The 19,679-nt window shown below is 39.4% G+C and carries 22 protein-coding genes, 1 tRNA gene and 1 other RNA gene; 14 read left to right on the top strand and 10 right to left on the bottom strand.

Annotated elements, in window-relative coordinates:
• Nucleotides 1-679: 679 nt before the first annotated feature.
• The gene (locus tag ABD917_RS05915) at nucleotides 680-1,330 is read left to right on the top strand and encodes a lambda exonuclease family protein (protein ID WP_345119182.1); all 651 of its coding nucleotides are present in this window, start codon (nucleotides 680-682) and stop codon (nucleotides 1,328-1,330) included.
• A 199-nt stretch (nucleotides 1,331-1,529) separates the two neighbouring features.
• Here ABD917_RS05915 and ABD917_RS05910 read toward each other — a convergent pair whose 3' ends face one another.
• Entirely contained in the window at nucleotides 1,530-2,027 is a 498-nt protein-coding gene (locus ABD917_RS05910; RefSeq protein WP_345119181.1) for a hypothetical protein, read from the bottom strand.
• A 255-nt stretch (nucleotides 2,028-2,282) separates the two neighbouring features.
• Here ABD917_RS05910 and ABD917_RS05905 point away from each other — a divergent pair, with 255 nt between their 5' ends.
• Nucleotides 2,283-2,438 carry a hypothetical protein gene (locus tag ABD917_RS05905; protein WP_345119180.1) on the top strand — a complete coding sequence of 52 codons (156 nt, stop codon included), beginning with the start codon at nucleotides 2,283-2,285 and terminating at the stop codon, nucleotides 2,436-2,438.
• Between the two features lie 38 nt (nucleotides 2,439-2,476).
• On the opposite strand, the gene ABD917_RS05900 is transcribed toward ABD917_RS05905, so the two are convergent.
• Nucleotides 2,477-2,551: transfer RNA gene (locus ABD917_RS05900), tRNA-Thr, on the bottom strand.
• 163 nt (nucleotides 2,552-2,714) lie between these two features.
• Between ABD917_RS05900 and ABD917_RS05895 the strand changes: the two genes are divergently transcribed.
• A complete protein-coding gene (locus tag ABD917_RS05895; protein ID WP_345119179.1) occupies nucleotides 2,715-2,861 on the top strand; it encodes a hypothetical protein in 147 nt (48 codons plus the stop codon).
• Between the two features lie 167 nt (nucleotides 2,862-3,028).
• On the top strand, nucleotides 3,029-4,324 hold the full coding sequence (gene murA, locus ABD917_RS05890) for a UDP-N-acetylglucosamine 1-carboxyvinyltransferase (protein WP_345119178.1): 1,296 nt from the start codon (nucleotides 3,029-3,031) through the stop codon (nucleotides 4,322-4,324).
• Between the two features lie 500 nt (nucleotides 4,325-4,824).
• Here the strand turns inward: murA and ABD917_RS05885 are convergent, their stop codons facing one another.
• From ABD917_RS05885 to ykgO, 5 genes are all read right to left on the bottom strand, one after another.
• Nucleotides 4,825-5,646, bottom strand: coding sequence for a TIGR00282 family metallophosphoesterase (locus ABD917_RS05885; RefSeq protein ID WP_345119223.1), 822 nt, complete (start codon nucleotides 5,644-5,646; stop codon nucleotides 4,825-4,827).
• 18 nt (nucleotides 5,647-5,664) lie between these two features.
• Nucleotides 5,665-6,273: a 5-formyltetrahydrofolate cyclo-ligase gene (locus tag ABD917_RS05880; RefSeq protein ID WP_345119176.1), complete on the bottom strand. Its 609-nt coding sequence runs from the start codon at nucleotides 6,271-6,273 to the stop codon at nucleotides 5,665-5,667.
• A gap of 166 nt (nucleotides 6,274-6,439) precedes the next feature.
• Nucleotides 6,440-6,599, bottom strand: a non-coding RNA gene (gene ssrS / locus ABD917_RS05875) — 6S RNA.
• Nucleotides 6,600-6,865: 266 nt separating this feature from the next.
• Nucleotides 6,866-7,639 (bottom strand): tetratricopeptide repeat protein, encoded by a 774-nt coding sequence (locus ABD917_RS05870; protein WP_345119175.1) that lies wholly within the window; start codon nucleotides 7,637-7,639, stop codon nucleotides 6,866-6,868.
• Nucleotides 7,640-7,763: 124 nt separating this feature from the next.
• A complete protein-coding gene (ykgO, locus tag ABD917_RS05865) occupies nucleotides 7,764-7,889 on the bottom strand; it encodes a type B 50S ribosomal protein L36 (RefSeq protein WP_011181208.1) in 126 nt (41 codons plus the stop codon).
• A gap of 555 nt (nucleotides 7,890-8,444) precedes the next feature.
• Here ykgO and ABD917_RS05860 point away from each other — a divergent pair.
• Complete coding sequence (locus ABD917_RS05860; protein ID WP_345119174.1) at nucleotides 8,445-8,570, top strand: hypothetical protein; 126 nt, start codon at nucleotides 8,445-8,447, stop codon at nucleotides 8,568-8,570.
• A 1,140-nt stretch (nucleotides 8,571-9,710) separates the two neighbouring features.
• Here ABD917_RS05860 and ABD917_RS05855 read toward each other — a convergent pair.
• Complete coding sequence (locus ABD917_RS05855; protein ID WP_345119173.1) at nucleotides 9,711-10,088, bottom strand: hypothetical protein; 378 nt, start codon at nucleotides 10,086-10,088, stop codon at nucleotides 9,711-9,713.
• A gap of 1,103 nt (nucleotides 10,089-11,191) precedes the next feature.
• On the opposite strand from ABD917_RS05855, the gene ABD917_RS05850 reads away from it, so the two are divergent.
• Nucleotides 11,192-11,437, top strand: coding sequence for a helix-turn-helix domain-containing protein (locus ABD917_RS05850; RefSeq protein ID WP_425548551.1), 246 nt, complete (start codon nucleotides 11,192-11,194; stop codon nucleotides 11,435-11,437).
• Between the two features lie 803 nt (nucleotides 11,438-12,240).
• On the opposite strand, the gene ABD917_RS05845 is transcribed toward ABD917_RS05850, so the two are convergent.
• Both ABD917_RS05845 and purE read right to left on the bottom strand, forming a co-directional pair.
• On the bottom strand, nucleotides 12,241-13,371 hold the full coding sequence (locus tag ABD917_RS05845; RefSeq protein WP_425548552.1) for a 5-(carboxyamino)imidazole ribonucleotide synthase: 1,131 nt from the start codon (nucleotides 13,369-13,371) through the stop codon (nucleotides 12,241-12,243).
• Nucleotides 13,372-13,567: 196 nt separating this feature from the next.
• Nucleotides 13,568-14,065 (bottom strand): 5-(carboxyamino)imidazole ribonucleotide mutase, encoded by a 498-nt coding sequence (gene purE / locus ABD917_RS05840; RefSeq protein WP_345119172.1) that lies wholly within the window; start codon nucleotides 14,063-14,065, stop codon nucleotides 13,568-13,570.
• Between the two features lie 288 nt (nucleotides 14,066-14,353).
• On the opposite strand from purE, the gene ABD917_RS05835 reads away from it, so the two are divergent.
• The 8 genes from ABD917_RS05835 to ABD917_RS05800 all read left to right on the top strand — a co-directional run bounded on the left by ABD917_RS05835 (nucleotide 14,354) and on the right by ABD917_RS05800 (nucleotide 19,673).
• Entirely contained in the window at nucleotides 14,354-14,656 is a 303-nt protein-coding gene (locus ABD917_RS05835) for a hypothetical protein (RefSeq protein ID WP_345119171.1), read from the top strand.
• A 162-nt stretch (nucleotides 14,657-14,818) separates the two neighbouring features.
• Nucleotides 14,819-15,496 carry a VirB8/TrbF family protein gene (locus ABD917_RS05830; protein ID WP_345119170.1) on the top strand — a complete coding sequence of 226 codons (678 nt, stop codon included), beginning with the start codon at nucleotides 14,819-14,821 and terminating at the stop codon, nucleotides 15,494-15,496.
• Between the two features lie 35 nt (nucleotides 15,497-15,531).
• Nucleotides 15,532-16,413, top strand: a complete 882-nt coding sequence (trbG, locus tag ABD917_RS05825; RefSeq protein WP_345119168.1) for a P-type conjugative transfer protein TrbG — start codon at nucleotides 15,532-15,534, stop codon at nucleotides 16,411-16,413.
• Nucleotide 16,414: 1 nt separating this feature from the next.
• Complete coding sequence (locus tag ABD917_RS05820) at nucleotides 16,415-16,876, top strand: hypothetical protein (protein WP_345119167.1); 462 nt, start codon at nucleotides 16,415-16,417, stop codon at nucleotides 16,874-16,876.
• Entirely contained in the window at nucleotides 16,873-18,174 is a 1,302-nt protein-coding gene (locus tag ABD917_RS05815; protein ID WP_345119165.1) for a TrbI/VirB10 family protein, read from the top strand. Before ABD917_RS05820 ends, ABD917_RS05815 begins: the two co-directional genes overlap by 4 nt.
• A gap of 116 nt (nucleotides 18,175-18,290) precedes the next feature.
• Nucleotides 18,291-18,518 carry a hypothetical protein gene (locus ABD917_RS05810; protein ID WP_345119164.1) on the top strand — a complete coding sequence of 76 codons (228 nt, stop codon included), beginning with the start codon at nucleotides 18,291-18,293 and terminating at the stop codon, nucleotides 18,516-18,518.
• 211 nt (nucleotides 18,519-18,729) lie between these two features.
• Nucleotides 18,730-19,407 (top strand): AAA family ATPase, encoded by a 678-nt coding sequence (locus ABD917_RS05805; protein ID WP_345119221.1) that lies wholly within the window; start codon nucleotides 18,730-18,732, stop codon nucleotides 19,405-19,407.
• Nucleotides 19,404-19,673, top strand: coding sequence for a hypothetical protein (locus ABD917_RS05800; protein WP_345119163.1), 270 nt, complete (start codon nucleotides 19,404-19,406; stop codon nucleotides 19,671-19,673). Before ABD917_RS05805 ends, ABD917_RS05800 begins: the two co-directional genes overlap by 4 nt.
• The last annotated feature ends 6 nt before the right edge of the window (nucleotides 19,674-19,679 follow it).

Genomic DNA, 19,679 nt, shown 5'->3' with positions numbered 1-19,679 from the left:
AGAACAAACATGAAAGCTTTTGAAGGCAAGGGAGGGCAGGCGTTTTGCACGGTGATGCAGGCGAAATGTTTATTGGACAGTTTCATTGAGGAAGGGGGAATTGTACTGGCGAGAAAACAATAAGGGAAAACAATAAAAACAGTTGGCAGTTTTTGATAAGAGGGGTGGATGTATGCGCGGCATTATTTCGTTTCGCGGCTGTTGGGGCGGTGTTTTGTGCGGCCAATGGGTACGGGTACACGGAGTTTGCGGGGGCGGTGTTTGCAGATATGAGGCAGAACAAACATGAAAGCTTTTGAAGGCAAGGGAGGGCAGGCGTTTTGCGCGGTGATGCAGGCGAAATGTTTATTGGACAGTTTCATTGAGGAAGGGGGAATTGTACTGGCGAGAAAACAATAAGGGAAAACAATAAAAGCAATTGGCAGTTTTTGATAAGGGGGGTGGATGTATGCGCGGCATTATTTCGTTTCGCGGTTGTTGGGGCGGTGTTTTAAGAGAAAGTCGGGAGAAGGAGAGATGAGTGTCTTGGGAGTGGTTGGCAGGCAGAAAATTTTTTCAAAAAGACCTGTTTCTTAAAAGAGAAAATGTTTTAAAGAATTGTGAGGATGCTTTATAAAAAATCATTTAAAAACAAAATGTTAAAGAAAAACGCTTAAAAATAAGCGGGATAGGGGGGACTATGCCAATAATTGTCGATTGTATTCAAGGAACAGAACAATGGCAACAAGCACGCAATGGGTTGATCACAGCTTCTTTGTTTGAAACCGTGATGGCACAAAAAAAACAGGGACAAAAAACTTCACGATATCAATCCATTATGATGAAACTCGCGGGAGAAAGAATTACTGGAAAAACCGTCGAGGAGGGAACAACCCTTGCTATGCGACGCGGAACAGAATTAGAACCAAATGCCCGAAGGCTTTATGCAACACTCACTCATTCAGAGCCGGAATGTGTGGGATTTGTCCTCGCCGATGACCGAATGAAAGGCTTTTCTCCCGATGCTTTTGTGGGAACAAACGGATTGTTGGAAATTAAAACAAAAAAACCTGAAATCCTTATTCCTCATTTCTATCAAAGGGGTTTTCCAGAAGAACATAAAGCACAATGTCAGGGAGGATTATGGATCGCTCAGCGGGAATGGGTGGATTTGATGCTCTATTGGCCCGATATGCCGCCTCTCATTAAGCGTGCTTATCGTGATGAAGTGTATATTCGCAGGCTTGAAAATGAAATTCGCCGTTTTAATGAGGCTTTGGAAATGATGGTCCAACACATTAAGTCTGCCGCTACAAGGGGTATCAGAATGGAAAATATCCGCATTACATAACTGTGAAGTAGGATGAGGGGTATTGTAAAGTGGGGTGAGAGCTGCGGACCCTCTAAGCGGGTTGGAGTTACTTGGGCAATGCTTGGATCTGTTTTTTCGTGGGAGAGGAGATTGTGTTGTGGGCTAAAGGTTGCAGGAGTGTATTGGCGAGCAAGAAGGGCTAGAGCTGCTTAAAAAAGTGTGTGGGGCGTCAGAAATTTTAGCCCATAAAGCATGCCACTTGCACGTTTTTGATGGGGCGCAGCATCAGTTTTGTACCGTGGCTGTTGGGCTGCAAGGATTGGGTGTGGAGGAGAGAGGACATATGAATTGGGTGCGGGGAAATATTGGATGGGAATTCCACAAATAGAAAAAAGGTTTGAAGGAGCGCTGGTGGAAAAATTTGTGAGGTGTTGATAGGAGACGCCTTCTTGGAAAGGGCTGTGAGGGGAAAATAATCAAGAGAAAGTGATGCAGCTTTTAAACGTTTTTTTTTACAAAAACTTTGCTTTGAAGCATCAAAATGCTTTTGGGTTGTGCTGTGGTTGTTGGAGAGAAAGGAGCTTTGGCGTTTTGTGCGGCAATGGATGCATCGAGTTTGTGGTGGAGATGTTTGCAAATCTGGGGCGGGATAAATATCAGTAAGCCTTGCTCTCAAGGCTTTTGTGCGGGCGTTTTGCGCGGTGATGTGGGCGAAATGTTTATTGGGCAGTTTCATTGGAGTGTGAGAAGATTTTACTGGCGAGAAAACAATAAAAAACTGTTGTCCGTTTTTATGGGGAGAGATGTATGCGCGGCATTATTTCGTTTCGCGGCTGTTAGAGTGGTGTTTTAAGAGGAAGTCGGGAGTAGGAGAAATGAGTGTGTCAGGAGAAAGCTAGTAGGGCGTTTTTTCTATAGCTGGTCTAGAGTGAAAGATTGGAGCTATGTCTATGGCAAATATCGGTTTTTTCGTGGGAGAGGAGGCTCCATTGTGATCAGAAGGTTCACCAGAGCCTATGAGAGTGGTGAATGCGCCGTGGGAAAAAACAGCAGCCGTTTAGCTTTGCAAATATGTAAAATTGCCGAAACAATAGAATCAGCAGATCTTGTGAAAATGCCTAAAGCACAAAAAATACACTGTTTATAACGCTGTTCTGGCAATAGAGAGAAGAATATTGTGTATAATGGTGCTGCGAGAGAGGATTGAACTCTCGACCTCTCCCTTACCAAGGGAGTGCTCTACCACTGAGCTACCGCAGCCCTTTGCAATCTTTGCGCTGTCTTGTGCCATATTGTCATAAAATAGGCAAGAGAACATTTCTATATTCTTGAAAGAAAACATCTCTTGTGTCATGACATATATTTCTTATACAAAAGTTATGAGTTGCTTGGAGAAGCTCAACACTGTTTAAAAGATTGCGCAATGACACAAATGCATCAAAAACAACAAGAAATTAATCATAAAGATGAAAAAGAAAAAAAACGCCAAGAAAGATTAGCTCAACAATTGCGTCAAAACCTAAAACGCCGAAAAGAGCAAAGTCGAAAAAGAGCACAAACAGAGCTGTAAAAAATGTCTCTTGACGCGCCTTTGCAACCAAACCTCTCAATGATTCGTTCTAACATTTGAGATGTCTGCTAAGATCATCGGTTTCGTTGTGAAATCACAATAATATAACTTCTCAAGGGGGTAAAACCTTTGGAAGGGGAAACACAAAGGGAAAAAGGGAAAACACTATGGACGCTATTCAAATTATTGGCGGGAAAAAACTTAAAGGCACTATTCCTATCTCAGGGGCTAAAAATGCTGCATTGCCCTTGATGATTGCTTCTCTGCTTACTGAACAAACACTTACTCTAGAAAATATTCCGCATCTGGCCGATGTCGAATTGCTTATTCGTATCCTTAATAATCATGGTGTTGGCTATGCCGTCGATGGACAAAATGCCGGGAATGATTCGATAGATTCAAGAACAATCCATTTTACCGCACAAAAAATAGCTACAACCCGTGCTCCATACGAGCTGGTAAAAAAAATGCGGGCAAGTTTTTGGGTGATCGGTCCTCTGCTGGCACGATGTAAAGAAGCCTACGTCTCCTTGCCTGGCGGATGCGCTATCGGCACAAGACCCGTCGATTTTATCCTCGAGGGACTCAAAGCTTTGGGAGCCAATATTGCTATCGAAAATGGCTATGTCCATGCCAAGGCGCAAAAAGGACTCAAAGGGGCTCACTACTGTTTTCCTAAAGTCACTGTCGGGGGAACCCATGTGATGCTTATGGCCGCAACCATGGCAAAGGGAAAAACCACCATTGAAAATGCTGCTTGTGAACCAGAAGTGGCAAACCTCATTCGTACCCTTAACGAAATGGGTGCAAAAATACTCGGTGAAGGAACTTCAACACTCACAGTCGAGGGGGTAAAAAAACTCCACGGGGCGAGAGTCCGTGTCATCGCTGATCGTATCGAAGCGGGAACATACGCTATGGCCGTGGCTATGATAGGGGGCGATGTGTTCCTTAAAAATGCCAATCCTAATCATCTTACCCAAGTGCTTGGCGTTCTCCAAAAAACCGGACTCGATATTCAAATAGAACCACAAGGAATTCACGTTAAACGAGATCCACAATACACAAAAATAACGCCCGTCGATATCAAAACAGGTCCTTATCCTGCTTTCCCAACTGATCTCCAAGCACAATTCATGGCTCTTATGACAAGAGCGCAGGGAATTGCTCATATTACCGAAACAATTTTCGAAAATCGTTTTATGCATGTTCAGGAACTCAATAGATTGGGGGCTCAGATAAAACTCAATGGGCAAACTGCAACCGTATATGGAACAGAAAATTTGCAAGGTGCACCTGTCATGGCCACCGATTTGCGCGCTTCTGTCTCTCTGGTTATTGCGGCTTTGGCAGCAAAGGGAGAAACAATTGTCAACCGCGTATACCATCTTGATCGCGGATTTGAAAGATTGGAAGAAAAATTAGCTCGATGTGGTGCTACCATTCAACGGGTGACAGTTTAACCCATCCTCTAGGTTCTTTTTTGGGAACGCATTTGCTTTGCTTTTTTTGCGGCCTTTAGGGAGAAAATCTTTTAAGTGCCTCCTGTCTTTTGAGGATATTGGGAGCTCTCTTTGGGGAGATATTTGAGATTTTGCTTAAGGATCATTTCCATGGCGGCTTGTTTTGCAAGAAAAGTTTCTTGATGCTGCATGTAGGTTGTGCCTAGGTTCCTTTCTTTCTGCTGTCTGACAAGCTGTTTAAAGAATATGTGATGGTAGGTTTTGCCTAGTCGTTTTGTTTAGCAACCTTCTTTTAGGATGTTGGGTGATCAAGAGATTTTGGATGTTTTCTTTTCAGAGAGGTATCGGGAGTGGCTTTTCTTGGAGAGCTATTTGCCGGCGACTCTTTTGGGAAGATATTTGAGATTATCGTGGAGAAGAAGTTTTTTGAGAGTGAGATTCCTTGAAACATGAAAAGAAAAAAAGCGTGAGAGCATACTGTGTAAAATGAGCAAACAGCGTTACCAAAAATCTGGAATCTCAGGTTTTAAATGTGGACCAATTCGTATGGCTGAAACCTTTTTTGCTAAACCGCTCTGGTCTGAAAGCTCAACGGCTAAACCACAAAGGGTAGCAGGGCCACTCGCTGGTTCAAAACGGTCTCGCTTTTGCTTGTAAAGAAAACGATGTAAAGGCTCTTCCTTATCCATCCCTATGGAGGAATTATAATCTCCGCACATTCCTGCATCCGATAAATAAGCACTGCCACCTTCTAATATCTGGGCGTCAGCCGTGGGAACATGGGTATGCGTTCCTACAATAACACTCACACGACCATCAAGAAAATGCCCAAAACACTGCTTTTCACTGGTGGTCTCGGCGTGAAAGTCAAAAATAATCGCATCTGCTTGGTCCATCAAAGAACAAGCAAATAGAATCTTTTCAGCTGTTTCAAAGGGATCATGCACCTTGCATGGCATAAAAATACTGCCCAAAAGATTGGCAACAAGTACACGTGCCCCATTCTTTGCGGTAAAAATACCAGCTCCTCTTCCAGGAGTTTCCTCTATAAAATTCGCAGGACGCAAAAAACGATCGCTCTCATGTGCATAGTGTAATGTCTCATGGCAGGAAAAAGCATGGTTGCCCGTTGTCACAACATCAACTCCTGCCATTAAAAGGTCTTGATAAGCCTCTTGCTTGATACCAAATCCATCAGAGGCATTCTCACCATTCACTACAACAAAATCAAGCCGCCATTTGGCGATAAGATCCGGAAGCTGTTCAAAAACAGCTTGACAGCCCGTTGTTCCAACAATGTCACCTAAAAATAAAAAACGCATAGGCGTTTTAATCACATTTTAGCCTTTTAATAAACCTTTTTCTGTAAAAATTCCATCCATAATAAGATCATGCTCTTCTGGGGGAATGAATTCAACTTCTTGGCATGAAAAGCCTAAACCTAACAGCCTAATCTGATGCCCTTGTTTTTTCAGGACTTCAACAGCGCGATCGTAATATCCCCCTCCATAGCCAAGACGGTGACATTGATTGTCAAACGCAGAAAGGGGAACAATAATAAGATTTGGCACAATAACGACATTTTCTTTCCTTGGACCCAAAGTGCCAAAGCGCATCGGCTCTAACATGGTATTGAGGGAGTAAGCACGAAAAACCATAGTGGTCGCATCAAGGACTGCCGGTAATGCTAAACATCCACCACGTAATACTATAGCATGAAGTAAAGGACGAGGATCAATTTCCGATTTTATCGGCCAATAGCCAGCCAAAATCAGGCGTGAAAAATCTTCCCCCTGTTCTTCAAGATGGCGAATCAAATGGGTGCAGGCTTGCTGTGAAAAAGTTGCGCGTTCTGGTGCACAAAGAGCAGCGCGCTTCGATAAACCAACTTTGCGTAATTGTGCGCGAATGAATGTAGAAGATTGCGAAGGATCGGTGTTTTGTGTCATTATGATGTCAATCATTCCGTGTATGGCGTCTTGTATCTGGTAAATGCAACAAAATAGAACCTTCTAATGCCAAAAATTCTCCATGGAGCTCCAAAAACATACCATAATAATTCGCTTCTTGCTTCATGGGAAAAGGCTAGAACAATTCGTTTTATGGATGCAAAAAAGGTGATCCACAACAGCCGATGGAAAAAGTTGACCCCAAGAACCTAAAAAATAGGTGGGCGCCATATGAAAAAGCCCACGGGCCTAATCAGGGACAGCTCCCTTGGAGATCAATAAGGTCTCAGGAATACGTTATTTCCTGTCGAGAAGTGCAGAACACCCCCTCCACTATAAAACAGTTTGAAATCTTCTGCTAGAGAGAAAATGATTTCTATGAAATCTTCTTAGAGAGTGTTGTTTGAAAGTGGTAGGGTGCTGGATGTGGCGTTTGTTACACATCATTGTGTTGTTCATTACGGGGAGAAAGTTTTGGTAGTGCCGGCTAAATAGGGCTGTGTTCAGTTATGCCGAGAAAGAGAAAGCCTGTTCATTTCTTTGCAACCACCATGAGGCTGTTTCGAGGCCTTTTCATGAAAAGAGTAAAGCGTCAAAGGCTTTGCGGTGTCTGTTCGTCTACAAGCGTTTCAACGCGATCTTGAAGCTTTTGCATTTGTGGATAATATTCAAGGGCTTTCTCATAAGCTTTAAGGGCAAGTTGGTGACGTTCTGTCGCTTCCATAGTCACGCCAAGTTCAAAAAGGGCTATGTAGTTGCGGGGTTCAATGTCTAGTGCATGCTGCAGGTCTAGCATGGCAAGCTTAAAATCGCTCAATTGGATATGAATCCATGCACGTCTTATCCAAGCTTCGGCATAGTTTGGTAAAAGCGCAAGCGCATTGTCAATATAATCAAGAGCAAGACCGTAATTATCGGCATTGATAGCATTCTCAGCCCATATCATTAAAAGATCAATCGTCTCACTTCCCGATTGCGACCATAAACGTTGAAGTTGACCACTGAGCTTCTTGCCTTCACCAACATTCGCACAAAATTTTAACTCTTTGAGAAGACGTAAAACTTCGGCTTCTTTGCGCTGCTTCTCTCTTTCTGTGCGAGAGGGAAGATTGGTATCAAAATCTTCAAGAAGAGTTGCCGATGAATCAGCATCCGCTACCGTTGGTGTTGAAGATGGTGCGTTCGGAATAATATCTTCCAGCGGTAAAAGCATTTGTGGAGAGGGAGATTCTTCAGAAAGGGAGGGAGGATTTTGTCCGTAGCCAACGGAAAGAAAATAAAAATTGACTATAAAAATTAAAAAAAATCGCTGGGAAATATCATAAATCCGCAAGCCTAGAGTTTTTAAAAAAAGCAAAAAAAACATCAAAACAAGTCCTCAAACGATACATTCTCAAATAATGGATCTGTAACATCAAACAATGGACTTGTAATCTAAATTTTCAAGAGAAAAAAGGCTTCATGCCCACAAAAAGCAGGCATAAAAACCATTAACCTTGGCGTGCTCTAAAACGTGGGTTTGTTTTATTGAGGATATAAACACGACCTTTGCGACGCACCAAACGATTGTTACGGTGGCGTTCTCTCAATGCTTTAAGTGAATTTTTAATTTTCATCGTACTCACCGTTTATTCTATTTATGTAACGCAATGTCATAATTCTCATATACAACATCAATATTACAGTATATGACCCTATACCCCAATACCGTGCTATAACCAACATTGTATTATCATGTTGTGAGTACAACATTGCATCCATTGTACACTCTTTCACTGCGATCACAAAAGAAAAACGCACCTTTAAAATAAAGGCACGCATTAACACATTTCATTCACACAACGAATAAGTGAAATTGCAAGAAAATATGAGACACTTCTAACAAGAAATCTTCTTCTTGTCAAGTGAGAATCATTTTTGGTGCGATGGGCCAAAAAGAGCAAAACCGTGAGAAAAGTTTAAAGCTTTTTATGTTTGCTTCAATAGGGGAAGATGAAGATACGCTTCTTTAATTATGGAAACAAAAGAGAATCTTTTGTAGCAGAACAAAATACAATTGTGGCTGATGCTGTTTGAGAATAATGTGTCCCATTTCGTGGAGTGGTTGAACAGGGCTTTTACTATAGTTAAGGCGTCGTAAAGAGTCCTGCTGTGGCTTTTATGGAAAAGTGTTGGGGGTAGTTTTGGAAGTTGCTGATGTCTTTGGCGGTATGTTGGCGGTATGGGAAAATGCTGTTCATTTGCTGTTTATGGCGGGGGCAGGGGCATGCTTTAAGAAAACTGTTATGCTCCTTTGAAGAGTGGTGGAGAATTTTGAAGATTGAGGGGCTTACAGGGTGTTTAAAGCGATAAGGAGAGAATGTGTGAGGTGTTCTGGCGAGGGGTGAAATTTGCTCTTTGCTTGCGCCGCCGCTTAAGGGAGATTGGTGGTTCAAGCACAGATTATTATGCCCACAGGAGGGGGGGTGAGAACTTACAGATTTACAACTTTGCGTATTTACCATTTTATGGGAGGATGCTTCTTAGATGATGTCAGGAATAGGGTATAAAGTGTTGTAATATATCGCTGCTTTTTACTGTTTTATGTAAATATTGAAAAGCGTAAATACGCTTATCTGTAAAAAAGAAAAGAATTTATAATACATTAGCCTTGCTTTTATAACCGCTCAGAGTGTGTGGTTGATGGATGGATAAAAATGAAGTGTTACATGAGGGCGTTTTGAGAAAGATTTACGACTTTGCGTATTTACCATTTTATGGGAGAGAATCTTCTCCAATGATGTGGGCGAGGAGTGAGAGTGTTTTGTTCGCCTTGTGTTAAGATTTGCTAGATGGTCCGGTTAATTGAATGATGTGACCCATTTTGCGGAGTAAATGAAGTCGTTGTGGGGGGGCAACCAGAGTCATGGCGAGATTGAGAGCAGATCTTCTTTTAAATCTAGGAGATACTGAGATGTGAAGCTGTGTTATGGATCAATTCTATAGGGACAAAATTATGTGAAAACAAAATAGTGAAAGTTTTCAGTACCGCTGTAGAACCTTCAGTAATAGCCCCAAATACTTTTACGAATGAAAAAAGAATGTAAAGTATTTTTGATGGTTTGAATGGAAGCCTTTTCAATGTTCCAACTATCCTTACCATTCTTTTAGCTCAGTAAGAAACAGCCGTCTTCATTGAAAAACAAGAAATTTTATCGCCTAGACAAAAGCTTGAGGGGCGAAAAGATTCAGAAAAAACTTTTTCACCAAAAAAAGTTACCCCTTGACTATATTTAGGTTAATATGTTGTCTGATATTATACCAGCTATAGCTGAGAAATGTGCCAATTAATCTTTTCTTCTAAGCTCTAAACCACTCAAAAAAGGCTATCTCTTTGTGAGAGGGCGCATCTCGTGCAACAAGATGCGCTGCCTTATAGTTAAGAGTCTCTCATTTTTTTACGAATTTGATCTAATTTCGCATGATACCCATTCGTAACTACCATCCTGCTTAGGGTCAACTTTCCAACATTTATTCTTCAATCCTATTTGACGAAGATATGGATAATATTCCTTCTTTGTCCGAAAGTAAGTATCGCTATTTCTAAAAAGATTTATTCTTTCAGGAATAATAATTGCGTTAAGAACTGCACTAAGAAATGTTCTCCGCACTATTTCCAAATTGTCTTTATTACCACTTCGCTCTATAATTTTAGTCACTACCTTTTGCCGTTCAATCCCCCAACCACCGCCTACTGGCAATGCACTCGCTGTTATTGGAGATAATACTGAAGAAAAAATAGAAAACAAAGCCACAGCTAAAATAATACGTCTCATGAGATAAACTCCTATAAGCATTTAAATTTACAAATATCTTTGCTACGAAATAAGGCAGTGCATATTTTGCTTACAAATGATTTTTGCTATGAAACAAAGCAATTGTACATTCTGTTGTAAATAACCTTGCTATGAAATAAGGCGGTACACATTTTGGTTATAATTGTCAATCAACGAATGGTTGTTTTTTGTGACTCAGATTCAGCCATAAGATCGCTATATTAACATCTGTTGTCGTAAGAAGTTTTTGATCAAAAAGGGTGTACTCAAAAGTTACATGAGCGATGCTGAACGTGTGAAGCATGAAAAACAGGTCGTTTATTGTAAAATATCTTTATATTTCTGAATCTGCCGCGGTCGATAAAACAAATGTCAGTCAAGAAGTATGGGAATGATACACAGTGTTAGAGCTACTAGCTCACATATTCTTGTTTCTTAAATAACATAATGGATTTTAATTTATTGGTAATATGGAGGTTCTTATCAAGAATGTCGGTAAATATATAATCTATATTGGTTAATATGCTTCCTTCTTGTATCTCAAATGACGTAGATTCCTACCCATATTGGTCTACCAACATTGGTTTGTAAAAAACGACCGCTCTTAGTCGGGGTTTTCCTCCTGACCCTTTTTGTGATTCATGTCATAGACTCTACAAGCAAGCCTTCAATATTTGCTACGGAATTTTAAAATATTTTATATGTCAATATGTTACATATCTTATATGATCGCCTGAACGGCGGTGTTTTACCGCATAATAGAGAAAAAGTGTTATGATAGGAGCATGTCATTTATACAGAATTTGAGAAGACAAATTATTTTGGGCGATATAAAAATCTTTTTATCTTTATGGCCAATTTCCTGAAATTATTTTACTCATGAAGCGATTTTGGTCGTTTACGCAGTGGCCAATAAGAATTCAAAAAAAACTAAGCTCTAGCGTAAAATTTACCTACTTTATGCGTATCTTAGGATTCTGGGAGTTTTTGTCATGTCTAGGTGCTTCCAAGTACTAAAAGCAAAAGGCTGACTGAACTCAGTGTTTTTAACTTCCGGAATACCAATGCGAGTGCGCTCGCAACAGGTGGAGGGGGAAAGCTAAGTGAAAATTCCACATGTTAATGATATTTCTGTAGGCAAAAAAATCCGTTACAGAAGAAGGATGATGAGATTTTCGCAAAAAGAATTAGGGCGCCATTTGGGAGACAGTTTCCAACAAATCCAAAAGTATGAAAAAGGAGGAAATCGTGTGGGCGCTGGACGTTTGCAGGAAATTGCTAACATACTGGATGTTCCAATTCACTTCTTTTATATGGATATTGCAACAAAAAAAGCGCTTTCATTGTAGAGCTATGCAGAAATCTTTGGCGAAAAAGAAACTTTGCTGTTGAAAACTTTTCGAGAGCTTAAGCCAAAAAAAACAAAAAGCCATTTTGTGGTTGATTGCTGATTAAAATAAAGACTCTTTCCTTTTGTATTATCACTATGTATTGCGGGGGGAAACGTGTAAAATATCAGCATATCTCTGGCATTTTATCAGACAGTGCTTATTTCTATTTCTCAGCCAGTTTTCGTATTCTTCGATCATTATCCGATTGGGTGAGAGAGTTAGAGGATTTTGTATTCTGGCATTTTACTCTCACATCAACATGATCCGCCTCTCGTGAGGCTGTTATTCTTCAAAAGATGTATGACATGCTACTACCTGATTGTGCCAATCAATTTTTTGTTTCTTATGTTTTGGTGCCTTTGTTGTTGTTTTTGAGAGCACAGATTATTATGCCCACAGGAGGGGTGGGGTGAGAACTTACAGATTTACAACTTTGCGTATTTACCATTTTATGGGAGGATGCTTCTTAGATGATGTCAGGAATAGGGTATAAAGTGTTGTAATATATCGCTGCTTTTTACTGTTTTATGTAAATATTGAAAAGCGTAAATACGCTTATCTGTAAAAAAGAAAAGAATTTATAATACATTAGCCTTGCTTTTATAACCGCTCAGAGTGTGTGGTTGATGGATGGATAAAAATGAAGTGTTACATGAGGGCGTTTTGAGAAAGATTTACGACTTTGTGTATTTACCATTTTATGGGAGAGAATCTTCTCAAATGATGTGGGCGAGGAGTGAGAGTGTTTTGTTCGCCTTGTGTTAAGATTTGCTAGATGGTCCGGTTAATTGAATGATGTGACCCATTTTGCGGAGTGGTTGAACAGAGCTTTTGCCATATAAATGGACCGATGTGTGGGCTTGTTTGAGAAAATATTTCAATTCGCTTAGATTGTTACCAAGAAGGTTGATCATTTGGCAATTGCTATGGCGCTTAGTGCTCCCTAAAGGAAGACCGCAAATGGCACGGATATGCTGTTCAAATTGTGACGTTATGCATGCCTTCTGTGTCCAATGACCAGAATTATGCACACGAGGTGCCAATTCATTCACTAAAAGGCGCCCATCTATGAGAACAAAAAATTCAATGCAAAGAACGCCAACATAATTTAAGGCATCCATCACTCGTACACTGATCTCTTGTGCCGACTTTTGCACTTCAAGCGGAACATGCGAGGGTACAAAGGATTTATGAAGAATGCCGTTTTTATGCTGGTTTTCAGGGCAATCATAAAAAATATGTTCTCCTTGTTTGGTGCGTGCCGAGAGTACCGAAATTTCCGATAAAAAAGGAACAATTTCTTCTAAAATTAAGGGCTGTCCTCGAAAAGTGCTTAAAGCCTCATCAACAGCTTGATCATGGGGATGATCCAGCATGATCTGGTTTTTGCCATCATAACCAAAACGGCGTGTCTTCAAAAGACCTCGCTCGCCTAATGCTGAGAGGCTGGAAAGAAGAGAAGAATAATCATCAACAGCATACCACAATGCCGTGCCAATGCCTTGATCACGCAAAAATTGCTTCTCAAAAAGCCGATCTTGCGTAATCTCTAGTGCTTGCGAGGAGGGATAAACATTTTTGGCTTGCTCTACATATTGAACCGTTGCAAGCGAAAGATTTTCAAACTCATAAGTCACAACATCACACAGAGAAATAAAACGATCTAATGCCGAACGATCATCATAAGAGGCAACAATATGTTCGTTTGCTGTTTGTGCCGCTGGGCAATTTGCTTCAGGGCAAAAAACCACCGTGCCAAACCCTAATTCTGCTGCTGCTATGGCAAGCATGCGCGCCAACTGTCCACCGCCTATGAGACCAATTGTGCTTCCAGAAGGGAACATAGCGGATCCCTCTTTACGTTTGGAAAATGTACTGAGGGGAGAGGACATGCCATTTGTGTTGAGTGTGCCAACTGGGGTAGTAGTGCTAGAGGAGGACATGCTAGCCCTGTTGGGTGTGCCGGACATGTTGGGTGTGCCGAAGGTGCTGGGTGTAGATGTGGTAGGTGTGTTGAGTGTGCCGGCTGGAGAAGTGCTAGGTGAAGACATGTCAGCTGTGAGGGAGGCGTGGGAAAGTTTTGTCATTTTAAGCCTCAGTTACCGGAGTTTGTGCAACACTTTCTGTTTGTTTTTGGCGCCAATCTTCTAATCTTTGTGCGAGATTATCATCATAAATTGCGAGCACCGCTGCTGCTAAAAGCGCGGCGTTAATAGCACCGGATTTGCCAATGGCTAATGTGCCAACCGGTATGCCTGCTGGCATTTGCACAATGGAAAGCAGGGAATCTTGACCAGATAAAGACTGCGAGTGCACCGGAACACCAAAAACAGGAAGTGGCGTGAGGGCTGCAAGCATTCCTGGAAGATGGGCTGCCCCTCCCGCGCCGGCAATCAATACTTTAAAACCCGCTGATTTTGCCCCTTTAGCAAAGTGATAAAGTCGTTCAGGGGTTCGGTGTGCTGAAACAATATGAGAACTATGAGAAATACCAAGGCATGTTAAAATATCCGCACTATGATGTATGGTTTGCCAATCCGATTGGCTACCCATTAAAATTGCTACATCACATGATTTTTGACTCATTTTACATCCTTTACACATGGTTAAGATGATTCTTTCCCTTTATTCTTGTAAGAGTTTTACTGGCTCTTTGCAAAGTTAATTGATGACAGAATAACAGTTTTTCAAGAAAGATTTAGGGAAGAATACAGATTTTACAGGAAAACTATTGACAGAAATTTTTGAAGAGAATGCTGCAGGTGTTTCCTTTTTAGGTACCAAAGCCCATTTCGCGATGGCCCCCGTGAAGGGTATAACAATAAAATCAATGTTGATTTTGATGATCCTATTTTAAACACTTTAAAAAATGAAGTGAAGCAACACAACAGAGATAACATTGATAATTTACTTCATGAGTGGGTAGAAGAGCGAAATAAATATACTGGAAATCTACCTCATGTTGTATGGAACGGTGAAGAATCCGTATTTAAGTATGTGGGGCGTAGAAAAATTAGAGAGAAGAATTTCCTTCTTTTTGAAGAAAATCAGAGAATTTTTGTCAAGGAAACTACAAAGAGAGGTTTTATTCAAGCTGGGTATTGGAAAAAAGGCACAAAAGTCAAGATTACAAAAAATAGTGTTAAAAATATTTCAGATAAAGAAAGAGAGACTTAAGGTGTGCTTTTTTAGTTTAAAGTTATATTTTTTTTGATTTTAGACAATTATTTTATGGATAAGTCGAAATTGTTTTCTTCACATTGAAAAAAAAATGCTTCATAAGAAAGTTAAATTATCTTTAAAGAGGACTGTTTAGTTTTATAACCTAAGGGGGGGACTGTGAAGACAAGCAAAGATTCTACAAATGACAAACCCTCCAATCCATATATTATAGCGCGTAAAGAATGGATGGAAAGGTATGGGGATTATATTAAGTCCGCTAATAATTGGCGTTTAGCAACTTTTGGAATGATTATTATTACTGCAATGTCAGTAGGAGCATTCATTTGGAAATCAAATGAAGAAACTGTTATTCCTTATATAGTGCAAACCAATTCGGTCGGTGAGGTAACTCATTTATCAAAGGCAAATGTTGCTACTAAACCAAATGCGACCCATATTCGGGCGGCATTACGTAATTGGCTTATTGGGGCACGTACTGTTTATGTTGATATGAGAGCAGAAGAAGATCTCATAAACCAGACATATTCAATGACCTTACCTCAATCACCTGCATATGCCATGCTTGTTGAATATCATAAACAAAATGATCCTTATTCACGTGCTGCAATGGAGACAGTAGAAATTCAAGTTAATGCAATTGTTCCTGTTTCTGATGATACTTGGCAAATTGAATGGACTGAAAAGAAAAGAGCACGATCAGGTGCTATTATTGATACTAAACTTTGGCAAGCTACCGCTACAGTTATTTTAGCAATACCAAAAACTGAAAAGCAAATAATGCTAAATCCTATTGGGTTATATGTTAAACAATTTGCATGGACGCCAAGACTTTAAAATCAATCATAGTAAATGCGTAAAGCGGGAATTTTATGTTAAAAAAAATTATTTTTATAAGTACAGTTATTTTTGCAACATCAAAAGCTCTGGCGACAGATGTATCACAAAACATTAATTTTATTTCTCCTAAAAGAGTAATGCTTTCTGATAAGGAAGCATGGGGAATTAAATTGGCAAATCAATGGAAGAATAATCCAAAAAGGCCTATATATTCCGGTGACGGCAGTATTAAATATCTTTATGGAGCTACTTTGCCTACATTGGTGTGTACACCATTAGAGGTTTGCACAATTCAGTTACAAGCAGGTGAGACTATAAATTCTCTTCATGCTGGTGATACTGTAAGGTGGAAGATTAGTCCTACCGTAAGTGGGAGTGGTACAGCATCAACAACTTATGTTGTTGTAAAGCCTATAGATGCTGGTTTAACAACAAATCTCTTTATTACGACGGATCGCCGTACTTATATGATCAAACTCACTAGTACGCAAAGTTCTTCAATTCCTCTTCTTTCTTTTGTTTATCCAGATGATACAGATCAAGATTGGGCAGCATATAAAGCGGCTACAGATAAAAGCCGTACTACATTACCAACAGGTCAAAATTTAGCTGCTCTTGATTTTAACTTTCGTATTACGATTAGTGATCGAAGGATTAAATGGTATCCAAGACGGGTTTATACAGACGGGTTTAAAACTTACATTGAATTACCTAGTGATGGAGTTAGGGGGACAGCACCAGCTTTAATTGCTATTGGTGATGATGGGGGGGGCTTAAAAAAACCTAGCGAAAGATTAATAAACTATCGCATGATAGGAAATCGATATGTTGTTGATGCAGTTATTAACAAAGTGGCTTTGATTTCTGGTGTAGGAAGTTCTCAGCAGAGAGTAACAATTATTAGGGGGCGTTAAGATGTTAAAATATCTATTGTTGTTGCTTCTTGTTTTGACGGCTGGTTGCACGTCTATAGGTCATCGTTCATCTTTGTTAGTCAATTATGTTGATCAAAATGTTACAGAGGATGATGCAAGTTTAATTACTAGTGATTTTGTTCGCTATCTTAGAGATCCTTTTCCTCCTGCAACTACAACATTTATTATGAAAATAAATGATACAGAGGACAAGTTTACACCTTTATTGGTCAATCTTCTACAAAAAAATGGCTATGGTGTAATTTATACAGACCAACCAGAAAAATATAAAAACAAGGGTATAAATTTAACCTACAAAGTGATGCCCTTGGATCAAGGTATAGTATTGGTGGCACAATATGATTTAACTGAAATAACGCGTTATTATGTTCGTTTAAAAAATGGAAATATTGTACCGGATGCTCCTTTTATTGCTCGTGTAGATGATGGGAGAAAAGGGTGAAAAACAATCAAAAAATTAGTCCTTCTGAATCTCCGGATTTTTTTTCTACAAAAACCAAAGGACGTGGTGTGCGGCGGTTAAACAAGATACCTTTGATAGGTGCTATAGGTATCATTACGTTTGCTCTGGTTGGTATTACATATACTTTTATGTTGCGGCAGCAATCTAATAATGTTGCCGTAGAAGACAAAAAAAAACTATTTATAGATGAAACACCTTTGCCAATTCGTCCAGAGGGTAATGATTATGTTCAAGCAAAAGAACCAAAGTTACCATTAGAGCCAATTAAATCAACCGAAACTAAACAGTCAGAAAAAGCAGATACAAATCCAGAACAAAAACAACTCGATAAAACAGTAGATGAAGAAGATGAAATACAAAAAAGATTATTAACACATATCGAAGAGAGGCGTTTGGCTAAAATAGAGGCTGCTTTAGATTCTGATCCTACGGTTTCCTTTACAATCAATTCAAAGGTAAAAAATCAATCTCCAATTCAAGATACATATCCGCAAAAAGCAACCCTTGAAAATTTATTTGGTCGATCTGGATTATCCGCTAACTCATCTTTATACAATGGTGATGGGGGGCATGATCCTAATATGCAAGCACAAAAAATTGCTTTTTTATCTCAATCTCCAGAAGCAGAAGTTTACTTAAAAAACACGCGTCAAGAAGCGACCAGGGCAAGTCTTGAGATTAAGGCTGGAACCATTATTCCTAGTATTATGATAAGTGGTATTAACAGTGATTTACCCGGACAAATCATAGCTCAAGTAAGAGAAAGTGTTTATGATTCCGCTACTGGCCAAAATGTTTTAATTCCTTTGGGATCGAGGCTAGTTGGAACATATGATAGTCGTGTATCTACTGGTCAAAAAAGAGCACTTATTGCTTGGTCGAGAGTTATTTATCCAGATGGTTCCTCTTTAACTCTTGGAAATATGCCGGGGACAGATCAGTCTGGTTATGCTGGATTTAAGGATAAGGTCAATAATCATTATTTAAAAATTTTGGGGAATGCTTTTCTGCTTTCTGTCATTTCAGGAGCTTCACAATTATCTCAAAAAACACATCATAAAGGTAATGATGATAGCACAATGGCAACAGCAAAAGAAACGTTAGCCGCAGAGCTTGGTAGACAATGGGGCGAAGTTGGAATTGAAATGACACGTAAAAATCTAGGTATTCAGCCAACAATTATTATTCGTCCTGGTTATAACTTCAACGTTATGGTGACGAAAGATATCATTTTGCCTCCTTGGCAAGGACATCCAATGGCAGCGCTTCCTTATTAAATTTAAAAAGACTGCTTTAGTCCTTTTCTAAAAAAAAATACTACAACGTAGAGTATTATACCGTACCTTATAGTACCGTATAATACTTAATATGTATATTAAAATAAAGGGGAGGTATGGAAAAAAGCATTTCTTTAAGAAATTCAGTATCATTTTCCTTAGAAAAACAAAGAGATCTTAGTAAAAAAACGATTATAAAATTTCCTCTTCGTTATCCGAGAGGAAAAAATCGTGCTGTTCCTATGATCATTGATAAATATATAAAGGAACAAAAAACTTTATGTTCTCCTTTCTTAGGAGGTGGATCAATAATAGTAATGGGCTTACGGTATGGGAAACAATAAGAAGTCAAATGAACTTTTAATTTTTAGTCAGGATTTTTTGGAAATTATATGAATCAAATGGAAAGCGGTAAAACCTTTGAACTGCTTTAATCATGTGCCTTAAAAAGGATTTCATACATTTTAGTACTTTATTATACTTTATAGTATAATACTATATAGTACCTTACCTTAAGGTATTATATTTTGTTTAGTGAGGAATTAAAAGCCTGTTATCTCATTTGCTAATTCCAAAGGAGGTAGTGGAAAGACAACTTCTGCTTTACTTCTTGCTTGTGAACTTGCCAATGCTAAGCCTGTTACTATTATTGATGCAGATCCACGCCACCCTATTACTACTTGGTCAGAGTTACCAAGTAAACCACACAATTTAACTGTTGTCACCAATGAATCTGAAAAGACTATTTTAGATGAAATAGAAATTGCGGCCGCTCGAGATCCATTCGTAATTGTTGATCTAGAAGGTACAGCATCTCGTTTAACTAGTTACGCAATTAGTCAATCTGATTTTGTTATTGTACCAATGAAGGAACAACAGCAAGATGCTATAGCAGCTATTGAGATCATTAAAGAAATCCATAGAGATATGAAAGCTGTAAGCCGTTGTATCTATTATGCGGTTTTGTTTACTCAATCCAAAGTCGTTGCAAAATCTAGAACAGCGCGTTTTGTATCAACCCAATTCAGAAAAAATCCAGAAATAGATGTTTTTGAAACAGAAATAAATGAACGTGATGCTTTTTCCGAAATTTTTGCCACTGGTGGTTCTCATCGTAATCTCAATCCAAAAGAAGTTAATAATTTAGAAACTGTGATTAGCAATGTTGAAGCATTCGTTGCAGAAGTCATCACAAAATTAAAGCTAACTCAACAGAAGGAAATTCAAAAATGAATGAAGAAAGAAAACCATTAGATTTTTCTGCTCTTGACGATTTTCAGCCTCGTAAAAGTGTATCTTCTTTACAAACTATCAACCGAAAAGAGATAGATAAAGCAGCTGCTTTTCCAAGCCGTGAGCAGTTAGATGAGACACAGATCAATATCAAAGCTAGCATGGTTATCATCGATCGTTTTCGTTCTATGGCTGAAAAAGAGCGCTATCGTCATGGTGAGTTTTTGGAAATTCTCATGGATACTTATGAGCAGAGAGTAGAGTAGATGCCC

It is taken from the genome of Bartonella pachyuromydis, assembly GCF_039543065.1.
In the GTDB taxonomy this organism is placed as follows: domain Bacteria; phylum Pseudomonadota; class Alphaproteobacteria; order Rhizobiales; family Rhizobiaceae; genus Bartonella; species Bartonella pachyuromydis.
The sequence above is the reverse complement of the archived record's forward strand: the minus strand, read 5'-3'. Positions and strand labels throughout refer to the sequence as shown.

Coding starts and splice junctions, on each gene's coding strand:
- ABD917_RS05915 (WP_345119182.1), top strand. CDS start 680: ATGCCAATAATTGTCGATTGTATTCAAGGAACAGAACAATGGCAACAA.
- ABD917_RS05910 (WP_345119181.1), bottom strand. CDS start 2,027: ATGAAACTGCCCAATAAACATTTCGCCCACATCACCGCGCAAAACGCC.
- ABD917_RS05895 (WP_345119179.1), top strand. CDS start 2,715: ATGACACAAATGCATCAAAAACAACAAGAAATTAATCATAAAGATGAA.
- murA (WP_345119178.1), top strand. CDS start 3,029: ATGGACGCTATTCAAATTATTGGCGGGAAAAAACTTAAAGGCACTATT.
- ABD917_RS05885 (WP_345119223.1), bottom strand. CDS start 5,646: ATGCGTTTTTTATTTTTAGGTGACATTGTTGGAACAACGGGCTGTCAA.
- ABD917_RS05880 (WP_345119176.1), bottom strand. CDS start 6,273: ATGACACAAAACACCGATCCTTCGCAATCTTCTACATTCATTCGCGCA.
- ABD917_RS05870 (WP_345119175.1), bottom strand. CDS start 7,639: ATGTTTTTTTTGCTTTTTTTAAAAACTCTAGGCTTGCGGATTTATGAT.
- ykgO (WP_011181208.1), bottom strand. CDS start 7,889: ATGAAAATTAAAAATTCACTTAAAGCATTGAGAGAACGCCACCGTAAC.
- ABD917_RS05855 (WP_345119173.1), bottom strand. CDS start 10,088: ATGAGACGTATTATTTTAGCTGTGGCTTTGTTTTCTATTTTTTCTTCA.
- ABD917_RS05845 (WP_425548552.1), bottom strand. CDS start 13,371: ATGTCCTCTCCCCTCAGTACATTTTCCAAACGTAAAGAGGGATCCGCT.
- purE (WP_345119172.1), bottom strand. CDS start 14,065: ATGAGTCAAAAATCATGTGATGTAGCAATTTTAATGGGTAGCCAATCG.
- trbG (WP_345119168.1), top strand. CDS start 15,532: ATGTTAAAAAAAATTATTTTTATAAGTACAGTTATTTTTGCAACATCA.
- ABD917_RS05820 (WP_345119167.1), top strand. CDS start 16,415: ATGTTAAAATATCTATTGTTGTTGCTTCTTGTTTTGACGGCTGGTTGC.
- ABD917_RS05810 (WP_345119164.1), top strand. CDS start 18,291: ATGGAAAAAAGCATTTCTTTAAGAAATTCAGTATCATTTTCCTTAGAA.
- ABD917_RS05800 (WP_345119163.1), top strand. CDS start 19,404: ATGAATGAAGAAAGAAAACCATTAGATTTTTCTGCTCTTGACGATTTT.